This window comes from uncultured Albimonas sp. (genome assembly GCF_963977235.1).
Taxonomy (GTDB): Bacteria; Pseudomonadota; Alphaproteobacteria; order Rhodobacterales; family Rhodobacteraceae; genus Albimonas.
In genome coordinates, this window is the sequence record NZ_CAXBOD010000067.1 from 1 (window position 1) to 21,921 (window position 21,921).

Consider the following 21,921-nt stretch of genomic DNA (forward strand, 5'->3'; position numbering starts at 1 on the left):
CCCGCAGACCTTCGCGACGCTCCCAGAAAAGCGCGACAAATGCCGGGCGGGACAGCCTCGGCGCTACGTCTCCGCCGACTGACGGCGCGAGAGCTCTTCGCGCAGGTTGCGGCGTATCACCTTCAGCGCCGAGGCGATCTCGTCGACCGTGTCCTCCGGCAGACCGGCGAACGAAATCTCGTCGAGCTGGTCGATGATCGGATTCATCTTCTCGACCAGCGCCGCCGCCTCTGGCGAAGGATAGATCCGCTTGGCCCGGCGGTCCTTGGGATCGGCCCGCCGCTCCACCAGGCCGCGCGCCTCCAGCCGGTCGATCAGGCCGCCGGTCGTTACCGTGCCCACCAGCACGCGTTCGGCCACCTGCTTCTGGGTCTGGCCAGGCTTGTTCACCACGTTGACCAGCACCCAGCCTTGCGACAGGGTAAGACGGTCCTCGCGCATGATGTGCTCGTAGATCTGGGCGCGCAGGCGGGCGATGTCATGGAAGGCGACATTTGTCCCCTGGCGTTCTCGGGTCATCGTGTTTTCCGGAGCTGGTCCGGCGCGGCGGGAGACCGGCCGTGGGGCACATGTAAGATATAGTGCTCATTATCAGCAAGCTGCCCTTCTGCCGCGGCTGGCTCGCCTCCGTCAGAAAACTCCGTTCGGGATCAGGAGGGATATCGCGGGAAAGGTCAACAGCAGGACCAGCACCACGATCTCCATGATGAGGAACCGCGACACGCCGGCGAAGATCGCGTGCACCTTCACCTCCGGTCCGGTCACGCTGCTGATGACGAAGACATTCAGCCCCACCGGCGGCGTGATCAGACCGATTTCGAGCAGCTTGACCACGATCACCCCGAACCAGATCAGGTCCAGGCCCATCGACTCGACCAGCGGCACCACGAAGGGAAGCGTCAGCAGGATCGTGCCCAGCGGGTCGAGGAACATGCCCATCACGAGGTAGAGCGCCACGATGCAGCCCAGCACCATCCAGTCGGACATTCCGGCATGGGCGACCATGTCCACCAGCACCTGCGTCACCCCGGTCAGCGACACGAAGGATACGAAGATCTTCGCCCCCACCGCGATGAAGAACAGGGCCGCGGACTGGATCGCCGTGTCTTTCACCGAAGCGAGGAACGCGGCGGCGCTCAGCCGGCGGGAGAGGAAGCCGAACAGGATCACGAAGACCATGCTGACCGCAGCCGCCTCGGTCGCGGTGAAGACGCCGGTGTAGATGCCTCCGACCACCAGCGCCACCAACGCCACCGCGGGCCAGGCGCGGCCCAGCGCCTGCATCCGGTCGGCCCGGCCGAAGGACTCGGCGGCGCGCGGAGCGATCTCGGGGCGCAGCCAGGTCCAGACCATCACCGTGACGATGAAGCCCAGCAGCGACAGGATCCCCGGTCCGATGCCGGCCAGGAACAGCTTGCTGATCGAGGTCTCGGTGAACAGCCCGTACATGATGAACAGCACCGAGGGAGGGATCAGCGAGCCCAGCGTCCCCCCCGCCGCCACCGAGGCCGTGGCGAGCTTCGGCGAGTAGCCGTATTTCAGCATCTCCGGCACGCAGATCCGCCCCATCGAGGAGGCGCAGGCCAGGCTTGACCCGGTGATCGCCGAGAACCCCGCGCAGCCGATCAGCGAGGCGATGGCGAGCCCGCCCGGCAGACGCGCCAGCCACACCCGCACCGCGTGGTAGATGTCGGTGGTGATCCGCGCGTGATAGGCGACATGGCCCGCCAGAATGAACAGCGGGATCATGCTGAGCGAATAGGAGTGCACGAACTCGTAGCCGTGCGCCTCGATCAGCCCGAGGGTGGGATTGATCCCCCGCCCCAGGTCGAACCCCATCCCCTGCCGCCAGGAATAGGCGACCAGCGTGCAGCCGGTTCCCACCGCGACCAGCGTGAACCCGATCGGGACCCGGAGCAGCAGCAGCACGAGCGAGAGAGAGAAACCGACGGCCCCGATCGTTGCGTAGTCCATCAGAGGTCAGGCTCCCCGGCTTCCAGGCGAAACTCGCCGGAGGCGTCGGAAAACCGGCCCAGCGCGCGCAGCAGATCGAGGACGAGAAGGTCGACGAGGCGGATCAGGAACATGAGGTATCCGATGACAAAGGCCGCGTATCCCGGCCATTTCGGCAGGTCGAGCATGCCGAAGTGGAAGCTGCCGTCGGCCACGACATGCGACAGCGCGAGCCCCCCGGCCGCCAGCAGCGGAACCACGGCGAACAGGCCGACAAGGTCGCTCAGCAGATCAAGCGACTTCTGTCCGCGGGCGCCGAACAGACCGCTGACCACCTCGACCGCGATGAAGCCGCGCTGCGCGCAAACCAGGGCCAACGGCAGGACGATGGCGGCGACCATCAGCTCGCCCACGATCACCAGCTCATCCACGACGCCGCTGTTGAAGACGGCGCGCAGCACGATGCCGAGCGTGATGTAGACGCCCGCGGCAATGATGCAGGCGGCGGAGATCCAGGCCAGTCCGGTCTCGATCCGCCCCAGTCCGGCGCGGGCGCGCAGATAGGCCGCGACGGCGCGCGAGGGGGCGCGACGCTCAGCGGAGGGCGGGGTCATGCGCGACCTCCGCCGGCGGCGCCAGCCAGGCCCGGCGCGGGCTTGCGTCCGGTCTTGCGCGTGCTCCCGCCCGGGCGCCGCGCGGCTTGCGGGTCGCGCCTCGATCGGCCCACGGACGCCTGCGCCGCGTCCGTCATGCTCTTCGAATTCATGTGGTCTCTCTCTCGTTCGGGGCCGGCCGTCTTGCGCGGCCGTCAGCCACCGCCAGGACGCGCCCCGGATCGTCGGGAGCGGATCGGGAGGCCGCGCCGGGCATGGCCGGCGCGGCTCTGGATCGGACCGCGGCGGTCACCGCGCCCAGGGATAGCCCTGCGCGTCGCGGATGGCGGCGTACTTGGCGAGCAGGCGGCGATAGTCGGCCAGGACGGCGTCGGCGTCGTAGCCCTCGGCGGAGAAGTCCTCGGCCCACTTGTCGACGTACTTGGCGGCGACCTCCGCCATGGTCTGCGTATCGCGCGGCTGCGGACGGATCACCCGCACGACCTTGCCGTCATAGGCCCCGCTCTCGAGCGCATTGAGGCTTTCTTCGTAGCTCTCGATCAGCGCCTGGGCGTAGTCGTCGATCACCTCCTCGCCGGACTCGCGCAGCGCCTGACGCTGGGGGTCGCTCAGGTCGTCCCACAGATCCTTGTTGATCCCCGCGACGAAGCCCGCCACCTGGCCCCAGTCCAGGACCAGAACGTCGTCGATCACCTCGTGGAGCTTGTAGGCCGGGATCGAGTAGAGATATCCCGTCGTGCAGTCGGCCAATCCGGTGTCGAGCGCCTGGTAGACGTCGCCGAAAGTCAGGCTGATCACATTCGCGCCCAGGTCATCCAGCGCGTGGGCATAAAGGCTCGACGCCCGGATCTTCTTGCCCTTCACGTCGTCGAGCGAGGCGACGTTGGCCTCGCTCCGGCACATGAGCTGGATGCCGGTCGAGTGGAAGTCCATCAGGTAGACGACGCCCCGGTCCGCGAAGGCGCGGATCATCTCGGGATTGGTGGTCATCAGCTCCTGGATTGCGTGCATGCCGACCCAGGGATCGGCCGAGGCGTCTATCGGCAGGTCGCCGATTCCCAGGCTCACCAGTTCCTTGGGGGTATAGGCGCTGAGCAGGGTGCCGATGTCGGCCGTGCCAAGCGTCACGCCCTTGTAGATGGCCGAGAACTCCAGCAGGGCGCCGCCCCAGTGGATTTCGACCTCCATGTCGCCGTCCGTCTTCTCGGCGACGCGCTCTGCGAAATGGCTGATGGCTTCGGCCCGTTCGCCCCGGTTGGGGCTGCCGTCGGCAAAGCGCAGAACGAGCTGGGCCTGGGCCGCCGTCGCGCCGAAGGCGGCCAGCGCCAGGGCGACGCCGGCGATGCGCGCATACTTCATGTCTTCCTCCCTTTCGACCGCTCGCGGCGGCCCTTGGTCTTCGCCGGTTGTCCCGGTCTGTCGTCGGATGCTCGGTCGTCTCTGGATGTCGGATAAATGCCCGGCCCGGGCGCGCCCGGGCCCGGGCGGGGTCAGGCGACCACGGCGCGGCCGTTGTCGAGGACGATCAGGTCCCGCTCGACCGAGCGGGCGCGGAACAGAACCTCGTCGTCGCGCCTCCAGATCTCGGTGCGGATCGTCTCGCCGGGATAGACCGGGCGCGAGAAGCGCAGCTTCAGCGACTTCAGGCGCGTGTGGTCGTAGCCGCAGCAGGTCCGCAGGATCGCGTGCCCGGCGACGCCCAGCGTGCACAACCCATGCAGGATCGGCTGCTCGAAGCCGCCGGCCCGCGCGACCGAGGGGCTGATGTGCAACGGGTTGTCATCGCCCGACAGCCGGTAGAGCAGCGCCGCGCGGCGTGAGGTCGGCAGGTCGCAAACCTCGTCGGGCGGCGCGTCGGGGATCCGGGCGGCAGGCGGCTGCGGACCGGACGCCCCCCCGAAGCCGCCGTTTCCGCGTGCGAAAGAGGTGGAGGTCAGGCGCGCAAGCGCTTCGCCGGTGGCGACGTCGCGCAGCGTACGCTCGACATAGATCAGCGCGCCCTTGTCCGCGCCCTTGTCGAGCACGTCGGTGACCCTGGTCGTCGCGCTGACCGTGCCGCCGGCGGGCAACGGCCTGAACAGCTCGATCCCCTGCTCCCCGTGAAGCACCTTGCGCCAGTCCACGCCCGAGCGCGGATCGCGCACCCAGAAGCCGGGCCCCGCCAGCACCACCGCCATGGTGGGGACCACGCGAAAGTCGCCCTCCTCCCACAGGTAGTCGAGCTGCTGCTCGTCCAGCGGATCCATGCCCATACCGATGCCCAGCGCGTAGATGATCGCGTCGCGCACCGAGTAGGTCTGACGGACTTCCTCGAATGGCCAGGTCTTGATGACGTCTGCGTCGAAGGTCACGTGACCGCCTCTCCCCTTTCGCACGCCCGTTTGCCCATTCGCGGACCGGGCTTCGTCACACGGCGGCGGATTCGCGCCGACCGCGCTTTCTCTTCCGTGCTTTATAATTCGTATGCTTATTACCAACAAGCAGAATATACCCATGCTTGCTTTTTTGCGATCCCGGCGCTAGGCCGAGAGGAAGAACCGCCGCGATCACGCCGGCGGCGCGACGCCGCGAGGAGATGAATCGGGGCGACGAATGGGGCCGGCGAGCCTTACGGCGCCGCCGCGCCCTCCGATGGGAGGAACTGGATCATGGACATCGTGGAGGAGCGGGACGGCGAGCTTCTGGCGCTTCGGCTGAACCGGCCGGAGAGCATGAACGCGCTCGCCCCCGACCTGCGGATTGCGCTGACCGAGCGTGTGCAGCGCCTTGCGGTCGAGCAGGACGCGCGCGCGCTGCTGATCACCGGGAGCGGGCGGGCGTTCTGCGCGGGGGCCGATCTGACCAGTCTGCTGGACCGGCGCGACCGGGTCGTGCAGTCGCTCGATGACGGGGTGAACGTGCTGATCCGCACGCTGCGGACGTTGCCGATCCCCGTGATCTGCGCGGTGAACGGCGCCGCGGCCGGAGCCGGGGTGAGCCTGGCGCTGGCTTCCGACATCCTGGTGGCGGCCGAATCGGCCAAGTTTCATCTGGCATTCGTGCGAATCGGGGCCGCGATGGACGCGGGCTCCTCGCTGTTTCTGACGCGCACCATTGGGGCCGCGCGCACCCGCGCGCTGGCGATGATGGGCGGCGCCTTCGATGCGCGCACCGGCAAGGAGTGGGGCGCGGTGCACGAAGTCTGGCCCGACGAGGTGTTTGAGGCCGAGGCGCGCGCCCTCGGCCGACGTCTCGCGGAAGGGCCGACGCGCGCCATCGGGCTGATCAAGCGGCAGATCAACTACGCCGAGGCGCGCGCGCTGGACGACGTGCTGCCCTTCGAGGCCGTCGCCCAGGGCCAGGCCTTCGCGGGAGAGGATCTCGAGATCGGCGTCACCGCCTTTCTCGAACGCAGGCCGGCCGTCTTCAAGGGACGCTGAGGAGATGGACAATTCGGTGACCATGGGCGAGCTCAGCCTCGAGCGCGCCCGCATCCGCCGCCTCGCGCGCCACGTCGCCTCCGGCCTCGCCGAACTGGGCGTGGCGCCCGAGGAGCCGGTGACGCTGCTGATGCGCAACGACCCCGAGTTCCTGAGCCTCGTGACCGGCATCGAGCTGATCGGCGCCACCGCCACCCCGGTGAACTGGCACTTCACGCCCGACGAGATCTCGCACATCCTGCTCGACAGCGGCGCGCGGGTGCTGTTCGCCCATTCAGACCTGTGGCGGAAGGTGCGGGCCGAGGTCGATGCGCGCGCGCGCGACCGTGTGGCGGTAATCCTTGTCGACCCGCCCGCCCCCCTGCGCGAGGCCTACGGGATCGAGGAGGCCGACCGCCGGATCGAGCCCGGCGAGCGCGAGCTGCTCGCCTGGGCCGAGGGGTTCGAGCCGGTTCCCGACAGGCCGAAACCCGTCTCGGCGGGGATGATCTACACGTCGGGCACCACCGGCAAGCCGAAGGGGGTCAAACGGCTCGCGCCGATCGGGGTGCAACGCACCCACAATCACGACGCCTATGTGCCGTGGATGCGCAACCTGCTGGCCGCGCCTGTCTACCACTCCGCCCCCTACCGCGCGGCCACCGCGACCTTCGCCATCGGAGGCGAGCTGTTCCTGCAGCCGCGGTTCCGCGAGGAGGAGTTCCTCGCCCTGATCGAGCGGCGCCGGATCACCCACGCCTTCATGGTTCCGACGATGTTCATCCGGCTGCTGCGTCTGCCGCAGGAGGTCCGGGCGCGCCACGACCTCAGCTCGCTGCGCCACGTGGTTCATGCCGGCGCCCCCTGCCCGCCGGACGTGAAGCGGCGGATGATCGACTGGTTCGGCCCGGTGATCTTCGAGTTCTACGGCGGCACCGAGACCGGCGCCGTGACCTACTGCACGTCGCAGGAATGGCTCGACCATCCCGGCACGGTCGGCCGCGCCACGCCGGATTCGCGCATCCGGGTGCGCGACGAGGCCGGCCGCGACCTGCCGCCGGGCGAGCCCGGCGAGATCTGGTGCCGCCTCGCGACCTATCCCGACTTCACCTATCTCAACCGCCCCGAGGCCCGCGCGGAGATGGAGCGCGACGGACTGTTGTCGATCGGCGACGTGGGGTTCCTCGACGCGGACGGCTATCTGTTCATCACCGACCGCAAACGGGACATGATCATTTCGGGCGGCTCGAACATCTACTGCAACATGATCGAGGCGGTGATGATCGAGCATCCCGCCGTCGCCGACTGCGCCGCCTTCGGCATCCCCGACGAGGAGCTGGGGGAGGCGCTGGCGGTCGCGGTGGAGCCGGCGGAGGGACACGGCCTGGACGAGGCCTCGGTGGTCGACTTCGCGAAAACGCGGCTGAAAGGCTACATGGTTCCGCGCCGGGTAATGCTGGTCGACGCCCTGCCGCGCGACCCGTCGGGCAAGATCTTCAAGCGCAAGCTGCGGGATCCGTTCTGGGAAGGGCGGGAGCGGCGGATCTGACCCCTCCGGCGCCGCGCAGGCGGCGCCGGAATCGGGCCGCGACGAACCGGCGACGGCCCCTCCTCCCCGGACCGGTATGCGCCGCCTCGAGCACCGAACGAGCGGCCGCGAATGGCCGTTCGGCGTCGCCGTTCGACCGTCGGCCGGCGCGCGGGGCCCTCAGCGCCCGCGGCCGAGAGCATGGGCGCCGGCGACGCCTGACGACGCCGCCGGCGGGACGCTCAGGCCCCTTCCTTGCCCACGATGGTGATCGAGCAGACGTTCTGGTGCGGAAATCCGCCCAGGTTGTGGGTCATGCCGAACACCGGCTCGTCCTGGCGCTGACGCTCGCCGGCGCGGCCCTGCATCTGCAGGTACATCTCGTAGATCATCCGGATGCCCGAGGCGCCGATGGGATGGCCGAAGCACTTCAGTCCGCCGTCGATCTGACAGGGGATCTTGCCGTCGGCGTCGAAGACCCCGTCCATGACGTCCTTCACCGCCTCGCCCGGAGCGGAGATGAACAGGTCTTCCATTGTCACCAGTTCGGTGATCGAGAAGCAGTCGTGCACCTCGAACAGCGAGACCTGGCCGCGCGGATCCTCGATGCCGGCCTCCTTGTAGGCGCGCTTGGCCGCCGCGCGGGTCGAGACGAAGTGGGCGCCGTCCCAGGAGTTGTGCTGCGCCTCGACCCCGTTGGAGGCCGCGAGCTGCAGCGCCTTGACCGTGACCAGATCGTGCTTGCCCAGGCTGCGGGCGATCTCGGGCGTGGTCACGATCGCCGCGGCGGATCCGTCCGAGACGCCGCAGCAATCGAACAGGCCCAGCGGCGCGGCCACCATCGGGGCGTTCATCACCTTCGACTCGTCGATGCGGCTGCGCAGATGCGCCTTGGGGTTGCGCGCGCCGTTGTCGTGGCTTTTCACCGAGATATGGGCCATCGCCCGCTTCATTTCCTGCGCGCTCACCCCATGCCGCGCCCCGTAGGCGGTGGCGAGCTGCGCAAAGGAGCCGGGGGCGGAGGCGTTGGCCCAGAACAGGTCATTGACCGAGCCTCGGGTGCGCTGCGGAAGTCCGCCGTAGCCGGCGTCCTTCAGCTTCTCGACCCCCACCGCCAGCGCGATGTCCGCGGCGCCCGACGCGACCGCGTAGACCGCGCCGCGGAACGCCTCGGTCCCCGAGGCGCAGTAGTTCTCGACCCGGGTGACGGGGATGTTGGGAAGGCGCAGCGCCATCGACAGCGGCACGGCGGACTTGCCGACATGCTGTTCCTCGATCCCGGTCCCCAGCCAGGCGGCGTCGATCTGCGAGGTCTCGACCCCGGCGTCGGCCAGCGCCTCGACATAGGCCTCGACCATCAGGTCCTCGGCGTTGTCGGCCCACCGCTCCCCGAACCGCGAGCAGCCCATGCCGAGAATGGCGACCTTGTCCTTGATTCCACTGGGCATGTCCGTGCCTCCCTATTCCGCGGCCGCCGCGGTCGGGACCGGGGTCCCGGCCGCCGGCTCAACCGGCGTTGCCTTCCAGAAATAACGACGAAAGTCGCGCAGCGCGTCGTGGTCCTTGATGCGGAACACCATCTTCATCGGCGTCCCGACCTCGAGCTCCGCCCCCGGCGCGATGTCGGTCAGGTCGCTCATCAGCCGGCCGCCGCCCTCGAACTGGACCATGCCGAAATAGGTCGGCGGATCGGGCGAGAAGGTGAGCTGGTCGCGCGTCCACGAATTCAGCGTCGCCGCCTTGCGCGAGAACGGCTCGTCCACCTGCGCATCGACCGCGTTGCAGTTGGGGTTCACGCAAATCCGCGATTTGGGGAACTGCTTGGTGCCGCATCGCGTGCAGGCGCCCCCGATCATGCCCTGGGTCATCGACTTCGTGCGGTAGTGGGTCGAGAGCTTGGTCTGCTTGTCGACTTCGGCGCGGATGCCGCGCTCCATCGTCGCCAGGTCGTTGATGGCGAGATAGCGCGAATATCGGGCGTCGGCCCGCCCGCGCGCGAGGTGGGCGGCGACGCCCGTGCGGCCGCGGGCGTCGAGGATCGCGTCGGTGGCGCGGAACAGCAGCGCGTCGACGCCCTGCCCGAAGCCGACCGCCAGGATCAGGTCGCCCGGCGCCGCCGTCTCCAGCGCATGCACCAGCATGACCAGCGGATGCGCCGCGCCAGTCTCGCCACAGGTGGCGACCAGGTTGTCGGCGACCGACGTCTCGGGCAGCCCGACCGCGCGGGCGACGCCCTTGCCGACGTTGGCCATGGCGGCGGGGAAGCAGAACCGCGCGATCTCGGCGGGGGCGACGCCCTGCCCCTCCAGCAGCTCGGTCACGGCGGCGGGGACCAGCTTCAGATAGCCCTCGTCCCGGACCCAGCGCTCCTCCCAGGTATAGTCGAAGGGATCGCGCTCGCCGCGGAAGTGGTCGACGAAATCGACCGCATGGGTCAGGCCGCCGACATATTCGGCCAGCACCGGGCCCTCGCCCACCAGCAGCGCGGCGGCGCCGTCGCCGACCGTGAACTCAAGCGTCGAGGCCGGCTTTGCCGGTCGTTTCTCGGACGCCGCCGCCAGCACCGGCGCGCCCAGCCCGCGCGCGGCGGCCAGAGCCGAGAGCAGCGCCGAGCTGCCGGCCCGCTGCGAGCCGCCCAGGTCGAGCGTGGTCAGCCCCCGGGGCAGCGTCAGCGCATCGGCGACGATGCCGGCGTTCTGACGGTCGCGGAACGGGAACGAGGTGGACGCGAGGTAGAGCGCGGCGGGCGCCGTCTCCTCATATCCCTCGAGGCAGGCGGCGACGGCCTCGACGGCCATGGTCACCACGTCCTCGTCCCAGTTGGCCAGGGCCCGCTCGCCCTTCGCGAGGCCCCTTAGCCCCGGATTGAACCAGGCGTGGGCCGCATAGATCGCGCCGCGGTCGAGCCGCGCCTTCGGCAGATAACCCCCGTAGGACAGAATGCCGACGGTCATTCGCCTTCCTCCAGCTTGTTGTTCGGGTTCATGCGTTGCGCCTCGGCTCCGGCCGGGGCGCGGCGGCGCGCGCGCGCGACGCTCATGTGGCGCTCGCCGTCTCCGCGGCCTCCAGCTCGCGACGCAGGGCGATCTTGTCGATCTTGCTGGTCGCGCTCAGCGGCAGCTCGTCGCTGCGCAGCGTGATCGACTTGGGGCATTTGTAGCCGGCGATCCGCGCGCGGCAGAAGGCGATCAGCTCCGCCTGCGTGGCCGAGGCGCCCGGCGCCAGGGCGACGACCGCGTGCACCCGTTCGCCCCAGGTCGGATCGGGCAGTCCGAGGACCGCGCATTGCGCCACCGCCGGGTGCTGGATCAGCGCGTTCTCGGTCTCGATCGGATAGACGTTCTCGGCCCCGGTGATGATCATCTCCTTGGTGCGCCCGGCGATGTGCAGGAAGCCGTCCTCGTCCAGCCAGCCGGCGTCGCCGGTGTGGTAGAAGCCCCCGTCCAGCGCGCGGGCCGTCGTCTCTGGCTGGTTCCAGTAGCCCTTCATGATCTGCGGACCGCGGGCGAGGATCTCGCCCGTCTCGCCGGTGGGAAGCTCCCGTCCGTCGGGGTCGGCGACGCGCAGGTCGACGGTGGCCAGCGGACGGCCGACCGAGTTCAGTTTCGAGAACCAGCGGGAGCCTGGGACGTGGTCCTCGGGCGTCAGCGCGGTCAGGGTCGGCGAGGCCTCGGTCATTCCGTAGGCCTGCATGAAGGCGACCCCGGGAGCGGCCCGCATCACCCGCTCCAGCAGCGTCGGCTGCATGGGCGAGGCGCCGTAGGTGATCATCTCCAGCGACGAGAGGTCGGCGCCGACGAAATCGGGATGGTCGAGCATCATCGCCAGCATCGTGGGCACGGCCGAGAAGACGTTGATCCGCTCCGCCTCGATGACGCGCAGCAGGTCGGGGACGTCGAATTTCGGCAGGATCACCGAGTGGCCGCAGAACATGGCGTTGACCATCACCCGGCTGCCCGAGGCGAGGTGAAAGAGCGGCCCGATGATCAGGTGGTTCATCCCCGGCCGCTGGCGCCCGATCAGGCCGACCGCCATGGAATTGGCGAGGAAGTTCTGATGGGTCAGCATCACCCCCTTGGCCCGGCCCGTGGTCCCCGAGGTGTAGAAGAGCGACGCGACCTCCTCGTCGGCGGAGGCGAGGGCGTCGAACTCGGCCTGGGACAGGGGGGCGGGCGTCTCGGCCAGCGTCTCCCAGGACAGCATGTCGGGAGGCGTCTCCGGACCCGTCGCGATCAGGGCCCGGATCGAGGGGCAGGCGTCGCGCAGGACCCGCGCCTCGGCGAAATGGGGCGCGTCGGCGACGAGAACGACAGGCGTGCAATCCTCGAGGCAGGCGGTCTTCTCCGGCAGCGCGAGGCGGAAGTTGACCGGGGCGTGGATCGCGCCGACCCGCGGCGCGGCGAGCTGGCTTTCCCAGATCTCGAGGCTGTTGAGGCCGAGGAAGGCCACCCGCTCGCCGCGCCCCGCGCCCAGCCCGTGCAAGGCGGCGGCGAGGTTGCGCGAGCGGCGCTCGACCCTCGCCCAGTCCAGCGTCCGCCCCTCGCAGGTGACGGCGGGGTCTCGGGGGGCGAGGTGGGCGTTGCGCGTCAGGAAGTCGGCCCAGCGGATCATGCGCCGCGCCCCACCAGATCCCTTCCGATCAGCTCGCGCATGATTTCGCCGGTGCCGCCGGCGATGCGCGACATGCGCGCGTCCGCCCAGGCGCGGGCGATCGGCATCTCCCACATGTAGCCCGAGCCGCCGTGAAGCTGCAGGCACATGTCCATCACGACGTTCATCGCCTCGGTCGAGGCCATCTTGGCCATCGCCGCATCGACTGCGGTCAGCTTGCCCTCCAGGTGCATCTCGATGCAGCGGTCGACGAAAACGCGGTGCATGACGGCCTGGGTGCGGATCTCGGCCAGCTTGAAGCGGGTGTTCTGGAAGTCGGAGACGGCGCGGCCGAAAGCCTGTCGCTCGCGCGTGAAGGCGACCGTCCAGTCCAGCGCGGCCTCCATCATCGTGGCGGCGCGCACGGCCTGGGTCAGGCGCTCCTGGGGGAGCTGCTCCATGAGCTGGACGAAGCCGCGCCCCTCGAGTCCCACCAGGTTCGCCGCCGGCACGCGGACGTCCTCGAAGAACAGTTCCGAGGTGTCCTGGGCCTTGTAGCCGATCTTCTCGAGATTGCGCCCGCGCGAGAAGCCGGGGCGGTCCGTCTCGACCAGGATCAGCGACACGCCCTTGCCGCGCGCGGCGGGGTCGCTCTTGGCCGCCACGATCACGAAATCGGCGAGCTGACCGTTGGAGATGAACGTCTTCTGACCGGAGACGACCCAGTCGTCGCCGTCCCGCACCGCCCGCGTGCGCATCGACTGCAGATCGGAGCCCACCCCCGGCTCGGTCATCGCGATGGCGCCGATCGCCTCGCCCGCGCACATCTTCGGCAGCCAGGCGCGCTTCAGCTCTTCCGAGGCGTAGGCGACCAGGTAGGGCGCCACGATGTCGGAATGCACCGACAGGCCGGGGCCCGAGGCGTTCGCCTTCACAAACTCCTCCAGCACGATCGAGGCGAACAGGAAGTCCGCGCCCGGCCCGCCGTATTCTTCGGGCACGGTCACGCACAGCAGGCCCTGCGCGCCCGCCTTCAGCCACATCTCGCGGCTGACCATGCCGTCCTTCTCCCACGCCGCGTGGTGGGGCTCGACGTGCTCGGCCACGAACCGGGCCGCCGCGTCGCGGAACATCTCATGCTCCGCCGTGAAGATCGTGCGCTCGAACATGCGCGTCCTCCCTTGGCGCGCGCCCCGTGCGACGGAGGTCGCGGCCGACCGTTTCGTATCGTTCAGCAGGCGGATATATAACTCGCTTGCTATTTATACGCAAGCTTCTTATTTTTCGATCAGGCTCGACCAGAGCGGCCCGCGCAGACGCGGCCGCCGGTCGCGTCGGGAACAGAACGGAACGGAGGAAAGAACCAAATGGCGGAGACGAGACTTCTGGAGGGCAAGGTCGCCCTGATCACGGGCGCCGGCCGGGGCATCGGGCGCGACCTCGCGCTGCTGTTCGCGCAGAACGGGGCGAAGGTGGTGGTCAACGATCTCGGCGGATCCGGCGACGGCGACGGCGAAGACAAGGCGCCCGCGCAGGAGGTCGTGGAGGAAATCAAGGCCGCGGGCGGAGAGGCGGTCGCGAACTTCGGCTCGGTCTCCGACCGCAAGGCGGCCAACGAGATGGTGACCCAGGCTGTCGACACGTTCGGCGCCATCGACGTGGTGGTGAACAACGCCGGCATCCTGCGCGACGTGATCTTTCACAAGATGAGCGCAATGGACTGGGACCAGGTGCTGGATGTGCACCTGAACGGAAGTTTCAACACCTCCCACGCCGCCGCCCGGCATTTCCGCGAGCAGGGGAGCGGCTGCTTCGTCCACTTCACCTCGACCGCGGGGCTGATCGGCAATTTCGGGCAGGCGAACTATGCGGCGGCCAAGATGGGCATCGTGGGGCTGTCGCGCTCTCTCGCGCTCGACATGTCGCGGTTCGGGGTGTCGTCGAACTGCATCTCGCCCTTCGCGTGGAGCCGGCTGATCGGGACGATCCCCACCGAAACCGACGCCCAGAAGGCCCGGGTCGAGAAGATCAAGGCGATGACGCCGGCCAAGATCGCGCCGCTCGCCGTGGCGCTGGCCTCGGAGAAGGGGCGCGATGTGACCGGCCAGATCTTCGTGGTGCGCAACAACGAGATCTTCCTGATGAGTCAGCCGCGCCCGGTGCGCGGGATGCAGGCCGACGCCGGCTGGACCGCGGAGGCGGTGGCCGACCGCGTGTTCCCCGCGATGAAGGGCGGCTTCACGCCGCTGGAGCGGTCGGGCGACGTGTTCAGCTGGGACCCGGTCTGAGCCGAAATCCAGGGAAGGGCGGCGAGGCCGCCCTTCCCGCACCCGCGCCCTGCCGGGGCCGGATCAGATCACGCCGTCGGCTTTCAGCCTCTCGATCTCCGACGTCTCGAACCCGCATGCCTGAAGCGCCGCCACGGCGTCGGTCCCCTCCGCATCCGGGGCCGAGGGCCATCCGGTGGACGCCTCCCGGAACCGAGGGGCGGGAGCGGGCTGGATCACCCCCCCGCGATCCTCGAAGACGCCGCGGGCGGCGTTGTGGGGGTGGCGAGGAGCCTCCTCCATGTCGAGCACGGGGGCGAAGCAGACGTCCGTGCCCTCGAACACCTGGCGCCATTCCTCGCGGGACTTCGTGGCGAAGATCTCGGCAAAGCGGTCGCGCCAGACGGGCCAGCGGGTCTTGTCCTCGCGATCCGCGTAGTCCTCCGCCGGCAGACCGAGCAGGTCTAGGAACAGCGCCCAGAATTGCGGTTCGATCGGCGCGAGGCAGACCCAGGCCCCGTCCTTGCAACGATAGACGCCGTAGTAAGGGGCCGAACCGTCCAGGCGGTTGGCGCCGCGCTCGTTCACCCACATGCCCTGCGCCATGCTGGCATAGAGCGGCGCCATCAGCGCCGCCGTTCCGTCGCAGATGGCGGCGTCGACCACGTCGCCTTCGCCCGTCGCCCGCGCGCGCAGCAGCGCGCAGGCGATGCCGAAAGCGAGCAGCATGCCGCCGCCGCCGAAGTCGCCCACGAGGTTGAGCGGCGGCATCGGATCGCGCTCGGCCTCACCCATCGACCACAACGCGCCTGACAGGGCGATGTAGTTCACGTCATGCCCGGCGGCCCGGGCCAGCGGTCCGTCCTGCCCCCAGCCGGTCATCCGCCCGTAGACCAGCGCGCGATTGTCGGCGAGGCAGGTGTCCGGCCCCAGCCCCAGCCGTTCCATCACGCCCGGCCGAAACCCCTCGATCAGGGCGTCGGACGAGGCGACGAGGCGGCGGGCCGCAGCTGCCGCCTCGGGACGTTTCAGGTCCAGCGCGACGGTCTTGCGCCCACGCAGCACGAAGCTCTCCGCGGTCGGCGACGGAGCGCCCGGTCGCTCGATGCGGATGATCTCCGCGCCCATGTCCGCCAGCATCATCGCCGCGAACGGCCCTGGCCCGATCCCCGCGAACTCGATGATGCGAATGCCGTTCAAAGGTCCCATGCGTCGTGTCTCCCTCGGCTCTGAAGTTTATATACGTATGCTTATTATAAGCATGGAGACAATCAACCCCTGTCCGGTCGGCGCCGCTGTCGGAGACGTCGCAGGCCGCGCCCCAGGACAGATCATCGCCAGGCTCGCGTCCATCGCGGCGTCGCGGCCCTCGCCGATACCATCTTCCGAGACGGCGGCGCGACCGAGGCGCCATGCAACCTCACGCCGCCCGTCCGCCCTCGGGACGCGGTGGGAGCGGCGCCTGGCGCGACGGACGCCGGTCTGCGGGCTGCGGGCGATGAGCAGACGCATGATCTCATTCGTGCCGGCGCAGATCCGGCGCCTCCTCCCTTCGTTCTGAGGCGCCCGATGGCCCCGGCGGCCGCGGTCGATGCATAAAGTGAATTGCGGTTCTCAATTCACTTTCGTGTTGACCGAGGGGGGCGGAGCGGTATGGTCCGGCAGGCGACAGGATGGAAGGAACAGCGAATGGCGCTCCCCGACTACGAGACGATCAGGTGGGAGCGCCACGGACGCGTGCTCCGGTTGGAGCTGAACCGTCCCGACCGGCTGAACGCGGTCGACGCGCGGATGCATTCCGAGCTTGCCCGCGTGTTCGTCGACGCGGCCGAGGACCCCGACAGCGACGTGATCGTGCTGACCGGCGCTGGCCGCGCCTTTTGCGCGGGCGGCGACCTCGCCTGGCAGCAGGCGGCGATCGACGACCCTGTCTCGTTCGAGGTGACCGCGGCGGAAGCGAAGCGGATCGTGTTCTCGTTGCTCGACTGCGAGAAGCCCGTGATCGCGCGGGTAAACGGGCCGGCGGTGGGGTTGGGCTGCACGCTGGCGCTGTTCTGCGACGTGATCTTCGCGGCCGAGGACGCGGTGCTGTCGGACCCGCATGTGAAGGTGGGGATGGTGGCTGGCGACGGCGGCGCGGTGATCTGGCCGCAGCTGATCGGCTACGCCCGCGCCAAGGAGTTCCTGATGACCGGCGACGCGCTGACCGGCGCGCAGGCGGCGGCAATGGGGCTGGTCAACCATGCCCTGCCCGCGGCCGATCTGGACGCCGCCGTCGACGCCTTCGCCGAGCGGCTCTCCAAATCCGCCCTGCAGGCGGTGCGCTGGTCAAAGGTCAGCGTGAACATCGGGCTCAGGCAGCTCGCCCATTCGATCATGGACGCCTCGATCGCCTATGAATCGCTGACCAATCGCTCAGCCGATCATCAGGAAGCGATCGCCGCGATGCGCGAGAAGCGCGCGCCGATCTTCACCGGCCGCTGAAGGGGGGCGAAGGATGACCGAAGTTCAGGAACGTGAGGGACCGGGAAACGCGGTGGACCTCTCCGGCCGGGTCGCGCTGGTGACGGGGGGCGCCGGCGGGATCGGGGCGGCCGTGTGCCGCCGCTTCGCCGCGCTGGGAGCGACGGTCGCGGTGTGCGATCTCAACGGCGCGGGGGCGCAGGCGCTCGCGGCCGAACTGGGCGGGGAGACGAAGGCGCGGGGCTGCGCGCTTGACGTCGCCTCGCCCGAAAGCTGCGCCGAGGCGGTCGAGGCCACGGTCGCGGATTTCGGGCGGCTCGACATCCTGATCAACTGCGCGGGCATCGCCGAGCCGATCCGCGGCACCCTCCGGCAGGAGCTGTCCGACTGGCGCCATGTCATGGATGTGAACCTGCAGGGCGTCTACGAGATGAGCCGCCTCTCCGCCCGCCGGATGGCCGAGGGCGGACGCGGCGGCGCGATCGTGAACCTCTCCTCCGTCACGGGACTTGTGGGGCACCGGGCCTCGAACGCCTATGGCGTGTCGAAGGCAGGCGTGGCGATGATGACCAGGACGATGGCGAGCGATCTCGCCAGTCGCGGCATCCGGGTCAACGCCATCGCGCCCGGCGTGATCGTCACCAACCTGTCGGCCGCGCTGATCGAGGACGGCCGCGCGGCCGCCGACGCGTTCCTCGCTCGCACCCCGATGGGCCGCTTCGGCCAGCCCGACGAGATCGCGCGCGCCGCGGCGTTTCTCGTCTCGGACTGGGCGAGCTACGTGACAGGCGTGGTGCTCCCCGTCGATGGCGGGTGGACCGGCTTCGGCGGGCCCTCGGCCCCGTCCTGACGGCAGAGCGCCGCGAGTTGCCCTGCTCCGAGGGCAAGGCTAGCTTCGCGACACCGCAGCCCCCCGGCTGCGGGCCGCAAAGCACCACACGGAGAGCACGCAAGACATGCAGGCGACGCGCAGGCCCAAGCTGAGCCGGGCCGAGAAGGTCGAGGCCAACCGCGACGCGCTGATCCAGGCCGCCGTCGAGGTGATCGGCGAAGAAGGCTATTTCAACGCCTCGATCCAGAAGATCACTCAGCGCGCGGGCCTCGGCCTCGGCACTTTCTATCGCCACTTCGAGACCCAGCAGGAGTTGTTCGACCTGCTGCTGCCTGTAAAGGGGGCCGAATTGCTCGACCACCTGCAGAAGGCCGCCACCGGCGCCTCCGACTTCATCGAGGTCGAGCTGCGCGGCATGGAGGCGTTCTTCCGCTGGGCCCGCGAGAACCCGTGGTTCTTCCGCCTGCTGCACGAGGCGCACGTCGCCGCCCCCTCCGCCTACAAACGTCATATCGAGAACATCGCCGAGCGCTTCCGCCGCTCCCTCCTGCGGAGTTGGGAGAAGGGCGAGCTGCCGGCCTTCGAGAAGGCGGAGCTCGAGACGCTGACCTACCTGCTGATCTCGATGCGCGACTACGTCTACGCCGAGTATGTCGCGCGCGCGGATTCCGATGACTCCATCGCCGACGTGATCGAGACCTATCGCAAGCTGATAACCTTCGGCCTGCGCACCAGCCCGACCGCCGCCGAGGCCTGAGGCGCGTGTCCCGGGCGAAGGCTGAGGGAGGCGGCCGGGGCCGCCGCCCTCACATGTTGCCGGGCAACCAGGTGGTCAGGCCGGGAAAAGCCAGCAGCAGCCCGAGCGTCACCGTCTCGAGCAGCACAAAGGGCAGCACGCCGCGGAACAGTTCGGTCGACTTCACCTGATCGGTCGCCCCCATCACCGCGAACAGGTTCAGCCCCACCGGCGGGGTGATCGCCGCGATCTCGACCAGCTTCACCGCGATGATCGAGAACCACACCGGATCGAGCCCCATCGTCGTGGCGATCGGGTAAAACGTCGGCAGCGTGATCACCAGCAGCGACAGGGAATCCACGAACATCCCCAGCACCAGATACAGAACGATCATGAAGGCGATCAGCTCGACCGGACCGACGCCCAGGTCCTTCATCGCCCCGTTGATCGCGCCGATGAAGCCGCTGATCACCAGGTACCGGCTGAACAGAAGGCCGGCGACGATGATCGCGAAGAGCCGGATGGTGGAATGCGCGCTTTCGACCAGGCAGTCGCGGATGGCGCCCACACCCAGCTTGCGCATGGCCAGGCCGATCAGCAACGCCCCGAAGGCCCCCACGGCGCCGGCCGCCGAGGGCGAAAACCATCCCGAATAGATGCCGCCCATGATGAAGCCGCCCAGCAGCAGCACGCTCCACAGACTGCGCAGGCCCAGAAGCTTCTCGCGCCAGGTAAAGCGCTCGTCGGCGTCGGGCGCCCAGTGCGGGAAGCGGAGCAGGAACAGCTTGATGCCGACAATGTAGACGCCCGCCGTCAGCAGTCCGGGCACGATGCCCGCGATCAGCAGCGTGCCTGCCGACTGGTTGGTCAGCGAGGCGATGATCACCATGGCGATCGAGGGCGGAATGATCGCCGCCAGCGTCCCCGCCGCCGCGATGCAGCCCGCCGCGACCCCGGGCGAGTACCCGAATTTCAGCATCTGCGGCAGGGCGATGCGCGTGAACACGCTGGACGCCGCAAGGCTGGATCCCGAAGCGGCCGCGAAGCCCGCCGAGGCGAGCACGGTCGCGACCAGCAGATTGCCCCGTGTGCGCGAGGTGAAGCGATGGGCGGCGGAATACAGCCCGGCGATGATGTCGGCGCGGTGGCAGAAGCCTCCCATCAGCAGGAACATCGGGATCACCACCAGCGAATAGCTCGAGACCGTGGCCATCGGCAGGGTCTGGAAGGTGGTGAAGACGAAGGTCCACCCCACCCCAATCCACATCCCCGCCGCCGCGACGAGCGACATCGCCCACACGATCGGCACGCCGAAGCCCAGCAGGATCAGCAGCGACGCGATCGCGATTCCGCCCGAGAGCTCAGGCCCCATTCCCGGCCCTCCAGCGGCGGGACGCGCGAAGCGTCCGCGCCAACGCCACCGCCGCGATGCCCGCGCAGGCGACGAAGGCCAGCGCCGCGCAGAACCGCACGGGATAGAGGGGGATCGGCACGATCGCCTGCACCGTTTCAGCCTTGGCCCAGCTTTTGGCGAAAGCCTGCCACGAGGCCGCGGCGAACAGCAGACACACGGCTGCGGTCGCAAGCGCCGTGACCAGCCGCGCGACCGCCTGCATCCGCGGGCCGAACAGGCTGGTGAGCACGTCCACGCGGACATGGCCGTCGCGCGCCGTCACTGCAGGCAACGCCAGGAAAGCGGCCGCCGCGACAAAGACCTCCGAGAACGAGACCTTGGCGGGGAAATACCAGCCGATCGTCATGCCCAGCGCCACATCCAGCGCGCCCACCGCCATCGTCGCCGCCAGCAGCAGGGCGGAGACGGCGATGATCGCCGCCTCCGCGCCGCGTCGCGCCCGGCCCAGCCACGGGTCAGTCATGAAAGGCCGCCCGCTTCTCACGCAGGATCGGCTCCAGCCGCCTGGCGGTCTCCCCCAGCCCCTGGTCAGTCAGCCGCTCGACCCAGAGCGAGATCGTGTCCAGCGCCTCGGCGTCCGCCTTGTCCTTCTCCTCGAAGGTCACGTAGGTCATGCCGTGGGCGGGGATCGTCTCCTCGATGGTGCGCTTCGCGAGCGCCTCGTTGTAGGCGACGAGTTCGGACATCATGTCCTCCGAGACCTCGGTCATCAGATCCCGAACGGGCTGGGGCAGCGCCTCCCAGGCGTCCTTGTTCATGAAGATGTTCCAGGTCAGGTGCGACCCGGTCGAAAGGTCGATGGCGAACTTGGCCACCTCGTCGAGCCTGGTCGAGAAGATCTGGTCCAGGGGCGAGTAGGCGCAGTCGATGGTTCCCTTCTGGAGGGCCTCGTACTGCTCGGCCAGCGGGACTGAAACCGGAACCGCCCCGAGCGACGCCCACCATTCGGGCATGTAGGAGCCAGGCACCCGCACCCGCAGTCCCTTGATGTCGGCGACGGTGCGCACCGGCTTGGCGCAGGTCAGCTTGTAGGGATTGGCCGCCTGGCCGGTCAGCTCGACCACGCCGGCCTCGTCCAGCTCCTTGCGGACCTGCGGGTCCTCCAGGAACTTGCGCCAGGTGTCGAGGGAATCCGCGGGGCCGGTGTGCGTGCGCATCATCAGGTTGCCGGCCGTGCCCGCCACAGGCAGGTCCGAGAGGAAATAGCCCTGCGCGCTGACCCCCAGAGGCACCGCGCCCGAGCCTACGAGATCCAGGATCTCCATCGCTCCGCCCAGGCTGCCGGCCCAGAAGATCGTCACGTCGATGGCGCCGTCCGAGCGCTTGCGCAGCTCGTCCGCCCACCACTGCTCCCACTCCGCGCCGCCATAGGTCTGGGGGAGGAAATGGGCCATGTTGAAGCTCATCGCGGGATAGTCCGCAGCCTTCGCCGCAGGCGCCGCCGCCAGCAGGCCGGCCGTCGCCGCAGCAGCCATGACAGCCGCCGCCCCCACGCCCGTCGCCGCGTGCGCCAGGGTTTGCGCCGTCCTGCGGACGGCCGCTTGCGCCTTGTCGATCATGTCTTCCTCCCTTGGATCTTCCGGTTCTCACGTCCGGTTCAGTCCGGGGCTCAACGGAGAGTTTTCCCGACGGTCCCGACCGCGTTCGCAGCCGGCCGCCTTCCCTCTCGTCCGAACCTCCGGGACCGCACGTCAACATATCTATGCGAATTGCGAACCACAATTCATTTTTCGTGTTCGCGGCGATACGCAGGCCTGTCGGCGGATGGACGAGACGGCCCCGCGCCCCGCCGCCGCCCGCGTCCGCCGCAGCGGCGCCCATGGGCAGGCTGATCCTCGGGCAGGCCGAGCGGCAACCGGGCGCGACCGCCCTGACGACCTGCGCGGGTCAGGGCGCCGACATGCGCCTGAGCTGTGCGGAACTTCGCCGAGACGTGGTCCGGCTGGCGAATGGCTGCTTTCGCGGGTATCTGCGCGGCGGACGCAACATCGGCTCGAGGGAGGTCGACACCCCGCGGCACGCGCAGCCGGGCGTCGCCGAGGCCGCCGCCGTGATTCATCCCATACCGGGCGAGGACGGCGTCTTCGCGGAGCGCCGCCCCGGCTCTCGGGTCGACCTCGCGACCC

At 69.2% G+C, this 21,921-nt stretch carries 20 protein-coding genes; 7 read left to right on the top strand and 13 right to left on the bottom strand.

The features are described from left to right. Positions 1-63: 63 nt before the first annotated feature. The 5 genes from AAC134_RS20470 to AAC134_RS20490 all read right to left on the bottom strand — a co-directional run bounded on the left by AAC134_RS20470 (position 64) and on the right by AAC134_RS20490 (position 4,918). Complete coding sequence (locus AAC134_RS20470; RefSeq protein ID WP_339951024.1) at positions 64-519, bottom strand: MarR family transcriptional regulator; 456 nt, start codon at positions 517-519, stop codon at positions 64-66. A gap of 111 nt (positions 520-630) precedes the next feature. Continuing rightward, positions 631-1,974, bottom strand: a complete 1,344-nt coding sequence (locus AAC134_RS20475; protein ID WP_339951026.1) for a TRAP transporter large permease — start codon at positions 1,972-1,974, stop codon at positions 631-633. After that, the gene (locus tag AAC134_RS20480) at positions 1,974-2,567 is read right to left on the bottom strand and encodes a TRAP transporter small permease (protein ID WP_339951028.1); all 594 of its coding nucleotides are present in this window, start codon (positions 2,565-2,567) and stop codon (positions 1,974-1,976) included. The genes AAC134_RS20475 and AAC134_RS20480 overlap by 1 nt, the downstream gene beginning before the upstream one ends. A gap of 288 nt (positions 2,568-2,855) precedes the next feature. Further along, positions 2,856-3,926 (bottom strand): C4-dicarboxylate TRAP transporter substrate-binding protein, encoded by a 1,071-nt coding sequence (locus AAC134_RS20485; RefSeq protein ID WP_339951030.1) that lies wholly within the window; start codon positions 3,924-3,926, stop codon positions 2,856-2,858. Positions 3,927-4,057: 131 nt separating this feature from the next. After that, a complete protein-coding gene (locus tag AAC134_RS20490) occupies positions 4,058-4,918 on the bottom strand; it encodes a MaoC/PaaZ C-terminal domain-containing protein (RefSeq protein ID WP_339951032.1) in 861 nt (286 codons plus the stop codon). Positions 4,919-5,215: 297 nt separating this feature from the next. On the opposite strand from AAC134_RS20490, the gene AAC134_RS20495 reads away from it, so the two are divergent. Then, on the top strand, positions 5,216-5,986 hold the full coding sequence (locus AAC134_RS20495; RefSeq protein WP_339951034.1) for an enoyl-CoA hydratase-related protein: 771 nt from the start codon (positions 5,216-5,218) through the stop codon (positions 5,984-5,986). A gap of 4 nt (positions 5,987-5,990) precedes the next feature. Beyond that, positions 5,991-7,514 (top strand): AMP-binding protein, encoded by a 1,524-nt coding sequence (locus AAC134_RS20500; protein ID WP_339951036.1) that lies wholly within the window; start codon positions 5,991-5,993, stop codon positions 7,512-7,514. Between the two features lie 221 nt (positions 7,515-7,735). On the opposite strand, the gene AAC134_RS20505 is transcribed toward AAC134_RS20500, so the two are convergent. From AAC134_RS20505 to AAC134_RS20520, 4 genes are all read right to left on the bottom strand, one after another. Beyond that, complete coding sequence (locus tag AAC134_RS20505; protein WP_339951038.1) at positions 7,736-8,941, bottom strand: acetyl-CoA acetyltransferase; 1,206 nt, start codon at positions 8,939-8,941, stop codon at positions 7,736-7,738. A gap of 12 nt (positions 8,942-8,953) precedes the next feature. Next, positions 8,954-10,447: a 3-oxoacyl-[acyl-carrier-protein] synthase III C-terminal domain-containing protein gene (locus AAC134_RS20510; RefSeq protein WP_339951040.1), complete on the bottom strand. Its 1,494-nt coding sequence runs from the start codon at positions 10,445-10,447 to the stop codon at positions 8,954-8,956. 82 nt (positions 10,448-10,529) lie between these two features. Then, complete coding sequence (locus tag AAC134_RS20515) at positions 10,530-12,104, bottom strand: AMP-binding protein (RefSeq protein ID WP_339951042.1); 1,575 nt, start codon at positions 12,102-12,104, stop codon at positions 10,530-10,532. Further along, positions 12,101-13,252, bottom strand: coding sequence for an acyl-CoA dehydrogenase family protein (locus AAC134_RS20520; RefSeq protein ID WP_339951044.1), 1,152 nt, complete (start codon positions 13,250-13,252; stop codon positions 12,101-12,103). The genes AAC134_RS20515 and AAC134_RS20520 overlap by 4 nt, the downstream gene beginning before the upstream one ends. A 198-nt stretch (positions 13,253-13,450) precedes the next feature. Here AAC134_RS20520 and AAC134_RS20525 point away from each other — a divergent pair, with 198 nt between their 5' ends. Beyond that, positions 13,451-14,371 (top strand): SDR family NAD(P)-dependent oxidoreductase, encoded by a 921-nt coding sequence (locus AAC134_RS20525; protein WP_339951046.1) that lies wholly within the window; start codon positions 13,451-13,453, stop codon positions 14,369-14,371. A 63-nt stretch (positions 14,372-14,434) separates the two neighbouring features. On the opposite strand, the gene AAC134_RS20530 is transcribed toward AAC134_RS20525, so the two are convergent. Next, entirely contained in the window at positions 14,435-15,559 is a 1,125-nt protein-coding gene (locus AAC134_RS20530; RefSeq protein WP_339951048.1) for a CaiB/BaiF CoA-transferase family protein, read from the bottom strand. 480 nt (positions 15,560-16,039) lie between these two features. Between AAC134_RS20530 and AAC134_RS20535 the strand changes: the two genes are divergently transcribed. The 3 genes from AAC134_RS20535 (at position 16,040) to AAC134_RS20545 (ending at position 18,402) form a co-directional block, all read left to right on the top strand. Then, complete coding sequence (locus tag AAC134_RS20535; RefSeq protein ID WP_339951050.1) at positions 16,040-16,834, top strand: enoyl-CoA hydratase-related protein; 795 nt, start codon at positions 16,040-16,042, stop codon at positions 16,832-16,834. 13 nt (positions 16,835-16,847) lie between these two features. Beyond that, entirely contained in the window at positions 16,848-17,663 is an 816-nt protein-coding gene (locus tag AAC134_RS20540; protein WP_339951052.1) for an SDR family oxidoreductase, read from the top strand. A gap of 106 nt (positions 17,664-17,769) precedes the next feature. Beyond that, the gene (locus AAC134_RS20545) at positions 17,770-18,402 is read left to right on the top strand and encodes a TetR/AcrR family transcriptional regulator (protein WP_339951054.1); all 633 of its coding nucleotides are present in this window, start codon (positions 17,770-17,772) and stop codon (positions 18,400-18,402) included. A 49-nt stretch (positions 18,403-18,451) separates the two neighbouring features. On the opposite strand, the gene AAC134_RS20550 is transcribed toward AAC134_RS20545, so the two are convergent. From AAC134_RS20550 to dctP, 3 genes are read right to left on the bottom strand one after another with little or no spacing between them, the layout of a single operon-like run. Beyond that, positions 18,452-19,753 (bottom strand): TRAP transporter large permease subunit, encoded by a 1,302-nt coding sequence (locus AAC134_RS20550; protein ID WP_339951056.1) that lies wholly within the window; start codon positions 19,751-19,753, stop codon positions 18,452-18,454. Next, the gene (locus AAC134_RS20555; RefSeq protein ID WP_339951058.1) at positions 19,743-20,258 is read right to left on the bottom strand and encodes a TRAP transporter small permease; all 516 of its coding nucleotides are present in this window, start codon (positions 20,256-20,258) and stop codon (positions 19,743-19,745) included. The genes AAC134_RS20550 and AAC134_RS20555 overlap by 11 nt, the downstream gene beginning before the upstream one ends. Next, a complete protein-coding gene (dctP, locus tag AAC134_RS20560) occupies positions 20,251-21,270 on the bottom strand; it encodes a TRAP transporter substrate-binding protein DctP (RefSeq protein WP_339951060.1) in 1,020 nt (339 codons plus the stop codon). The genes AAC134_RS20555 and dctP overlap by 8 nt, the downstream gene beginning before the upstream one ends. Positions 21,271-21,614: 344 nt before the next feature. On the opposite strand from dctP, the gene AAC134_RS20565 reads away from it, so the two are divergent. After that, on the top strand, positions 21,615-21,921 hold a 307-nt coding region (locus AAC134_RS20565), incomplete at its 3' end, for a hypothetical protein (protein ID WP_339951062.1).

Coding starts and splice junctions, on each gene's coding strand:
- AAC134_RS20470 (WP_339951024.1), bottom strand. CDS start 519: ATGACCCGAGAACGCCAGGGGACAAATGTCGCCTTCCATGACATCGCC.
- AAC134_RS20475 (WP_339951026.1), bottom strand. CDS start 1,974: ATGGACTACGCAACGATCGGGGCCGTCGGTTTCTCTCTCTCGCTCGTG.
- AAC134_RS20480 (WP_339951028.1), bottom strand. CDS start 2,567: ATGACCCCGCCCTCCGCTGAGCGTCGCGCCCCCTCGCGCGCCGTCGCG.
- AAC134_RS20485 (WP_339951030.1), bottom strand. CDS start 3,926: ATGAAGTATGCGCGCATCGCCGGCGTCGCCCTGGCGCTGGCCGCCTTC.
- AAC134_RS20495 (WP_339951034.1), top strand. CDS start 5,216: ATGGACATCGTGGAGGAGCGGGACGGCGAGCTTCTGGCGCTTCGGCTG.
- AAC134_RS20500 (WP_339951036.1), top strand. CDS start 5,991: ATGGACAATTCGGTGACCATGGGCGAGCTCAGCCTCGAGCGCGCCCGC.
- AAC134_RS20505 (WP_339951038.1), bottom strand. CDS start 8,941: ATGCCCAGTGGAATCAAGGACAAGGTCGCCATTCTCGGCATGGGCTGC.
- AAC134_RS20510 (WP_339951040.1), bottom strand. CDS start 10,447: ATGACCGTCGGCATTCTGTCCTACGGGGGTTATCTGCCGAAGGCGCGG.
- AAC134_RS20515 (WP_339951042.1), bottom strand. CDS start 12,104: ATGATCCGCTGGGCCGACTTCCTGACGCGCAACGCCCACCTCGCCCCC.
- AAC134_RS20520 (WP_339951044.1), bottom strand. CDS start 13,252: ATGTTCGAGCGCACGATCTTCACGGCGGAGCATGAGATGTTCCGCGAC.
- AAC134_RS20525 (WP_339951046.1), top strand. CDS start 13,451: ATGGCGGAGACGAGACTTCTGGAGGGCAAGGTCGCCCTGATCACGGGC.
- AAC134_RS20530 (WP_339951048.1), bottom strand. CDS start 15,559: ATGGGACCTTTGAACGGCATTCGCATCATCGAGTTCGCGGGGATCGGG.
- AAC134_RS20535 (WP_339951050.1), top strand. CDS start 16,040: ATGGCGCTCCCCGACTACGAGACGATCAGGTGGGAGCGCCACGGACGC.
- AAC134_RS20540 (WP_339951052.1), top strand. CDS start 16,848: ATGACCGAAGTTCAGGAACGTGAGGGACCGGGAAACGCGGTGGACCTC.
- AAC134_RS20545 (WP_339951054.1), top strand. CDS start 17,770: ATGCAGGCGACGCGCAGGCCCAAGCTGAGCCGGGCCGAGAAGGTCGAG.
- AAC134_RS20550 (WP_339951056.1), bottom strand. CDS start 19,753: ATGGGGCCTGAGCTCTCGGGCGGAATCGCGATCGCGTCGCTGCTGATC.
- AAC134_RS20555 (WP_339951058.1), bottom strand. CDS start 20,258: ATGACTGACCCGTGGCTGGGCCGGGCGCGACGCGGCGCGGAGGCGGCG.
- dctP (WP_339951060.1), bottom strand. CDS start 21,270: ATGGCTGCTGCGGCGACGGCCGGCCTGCTGGCGGCGGCGCCTGCGGCG.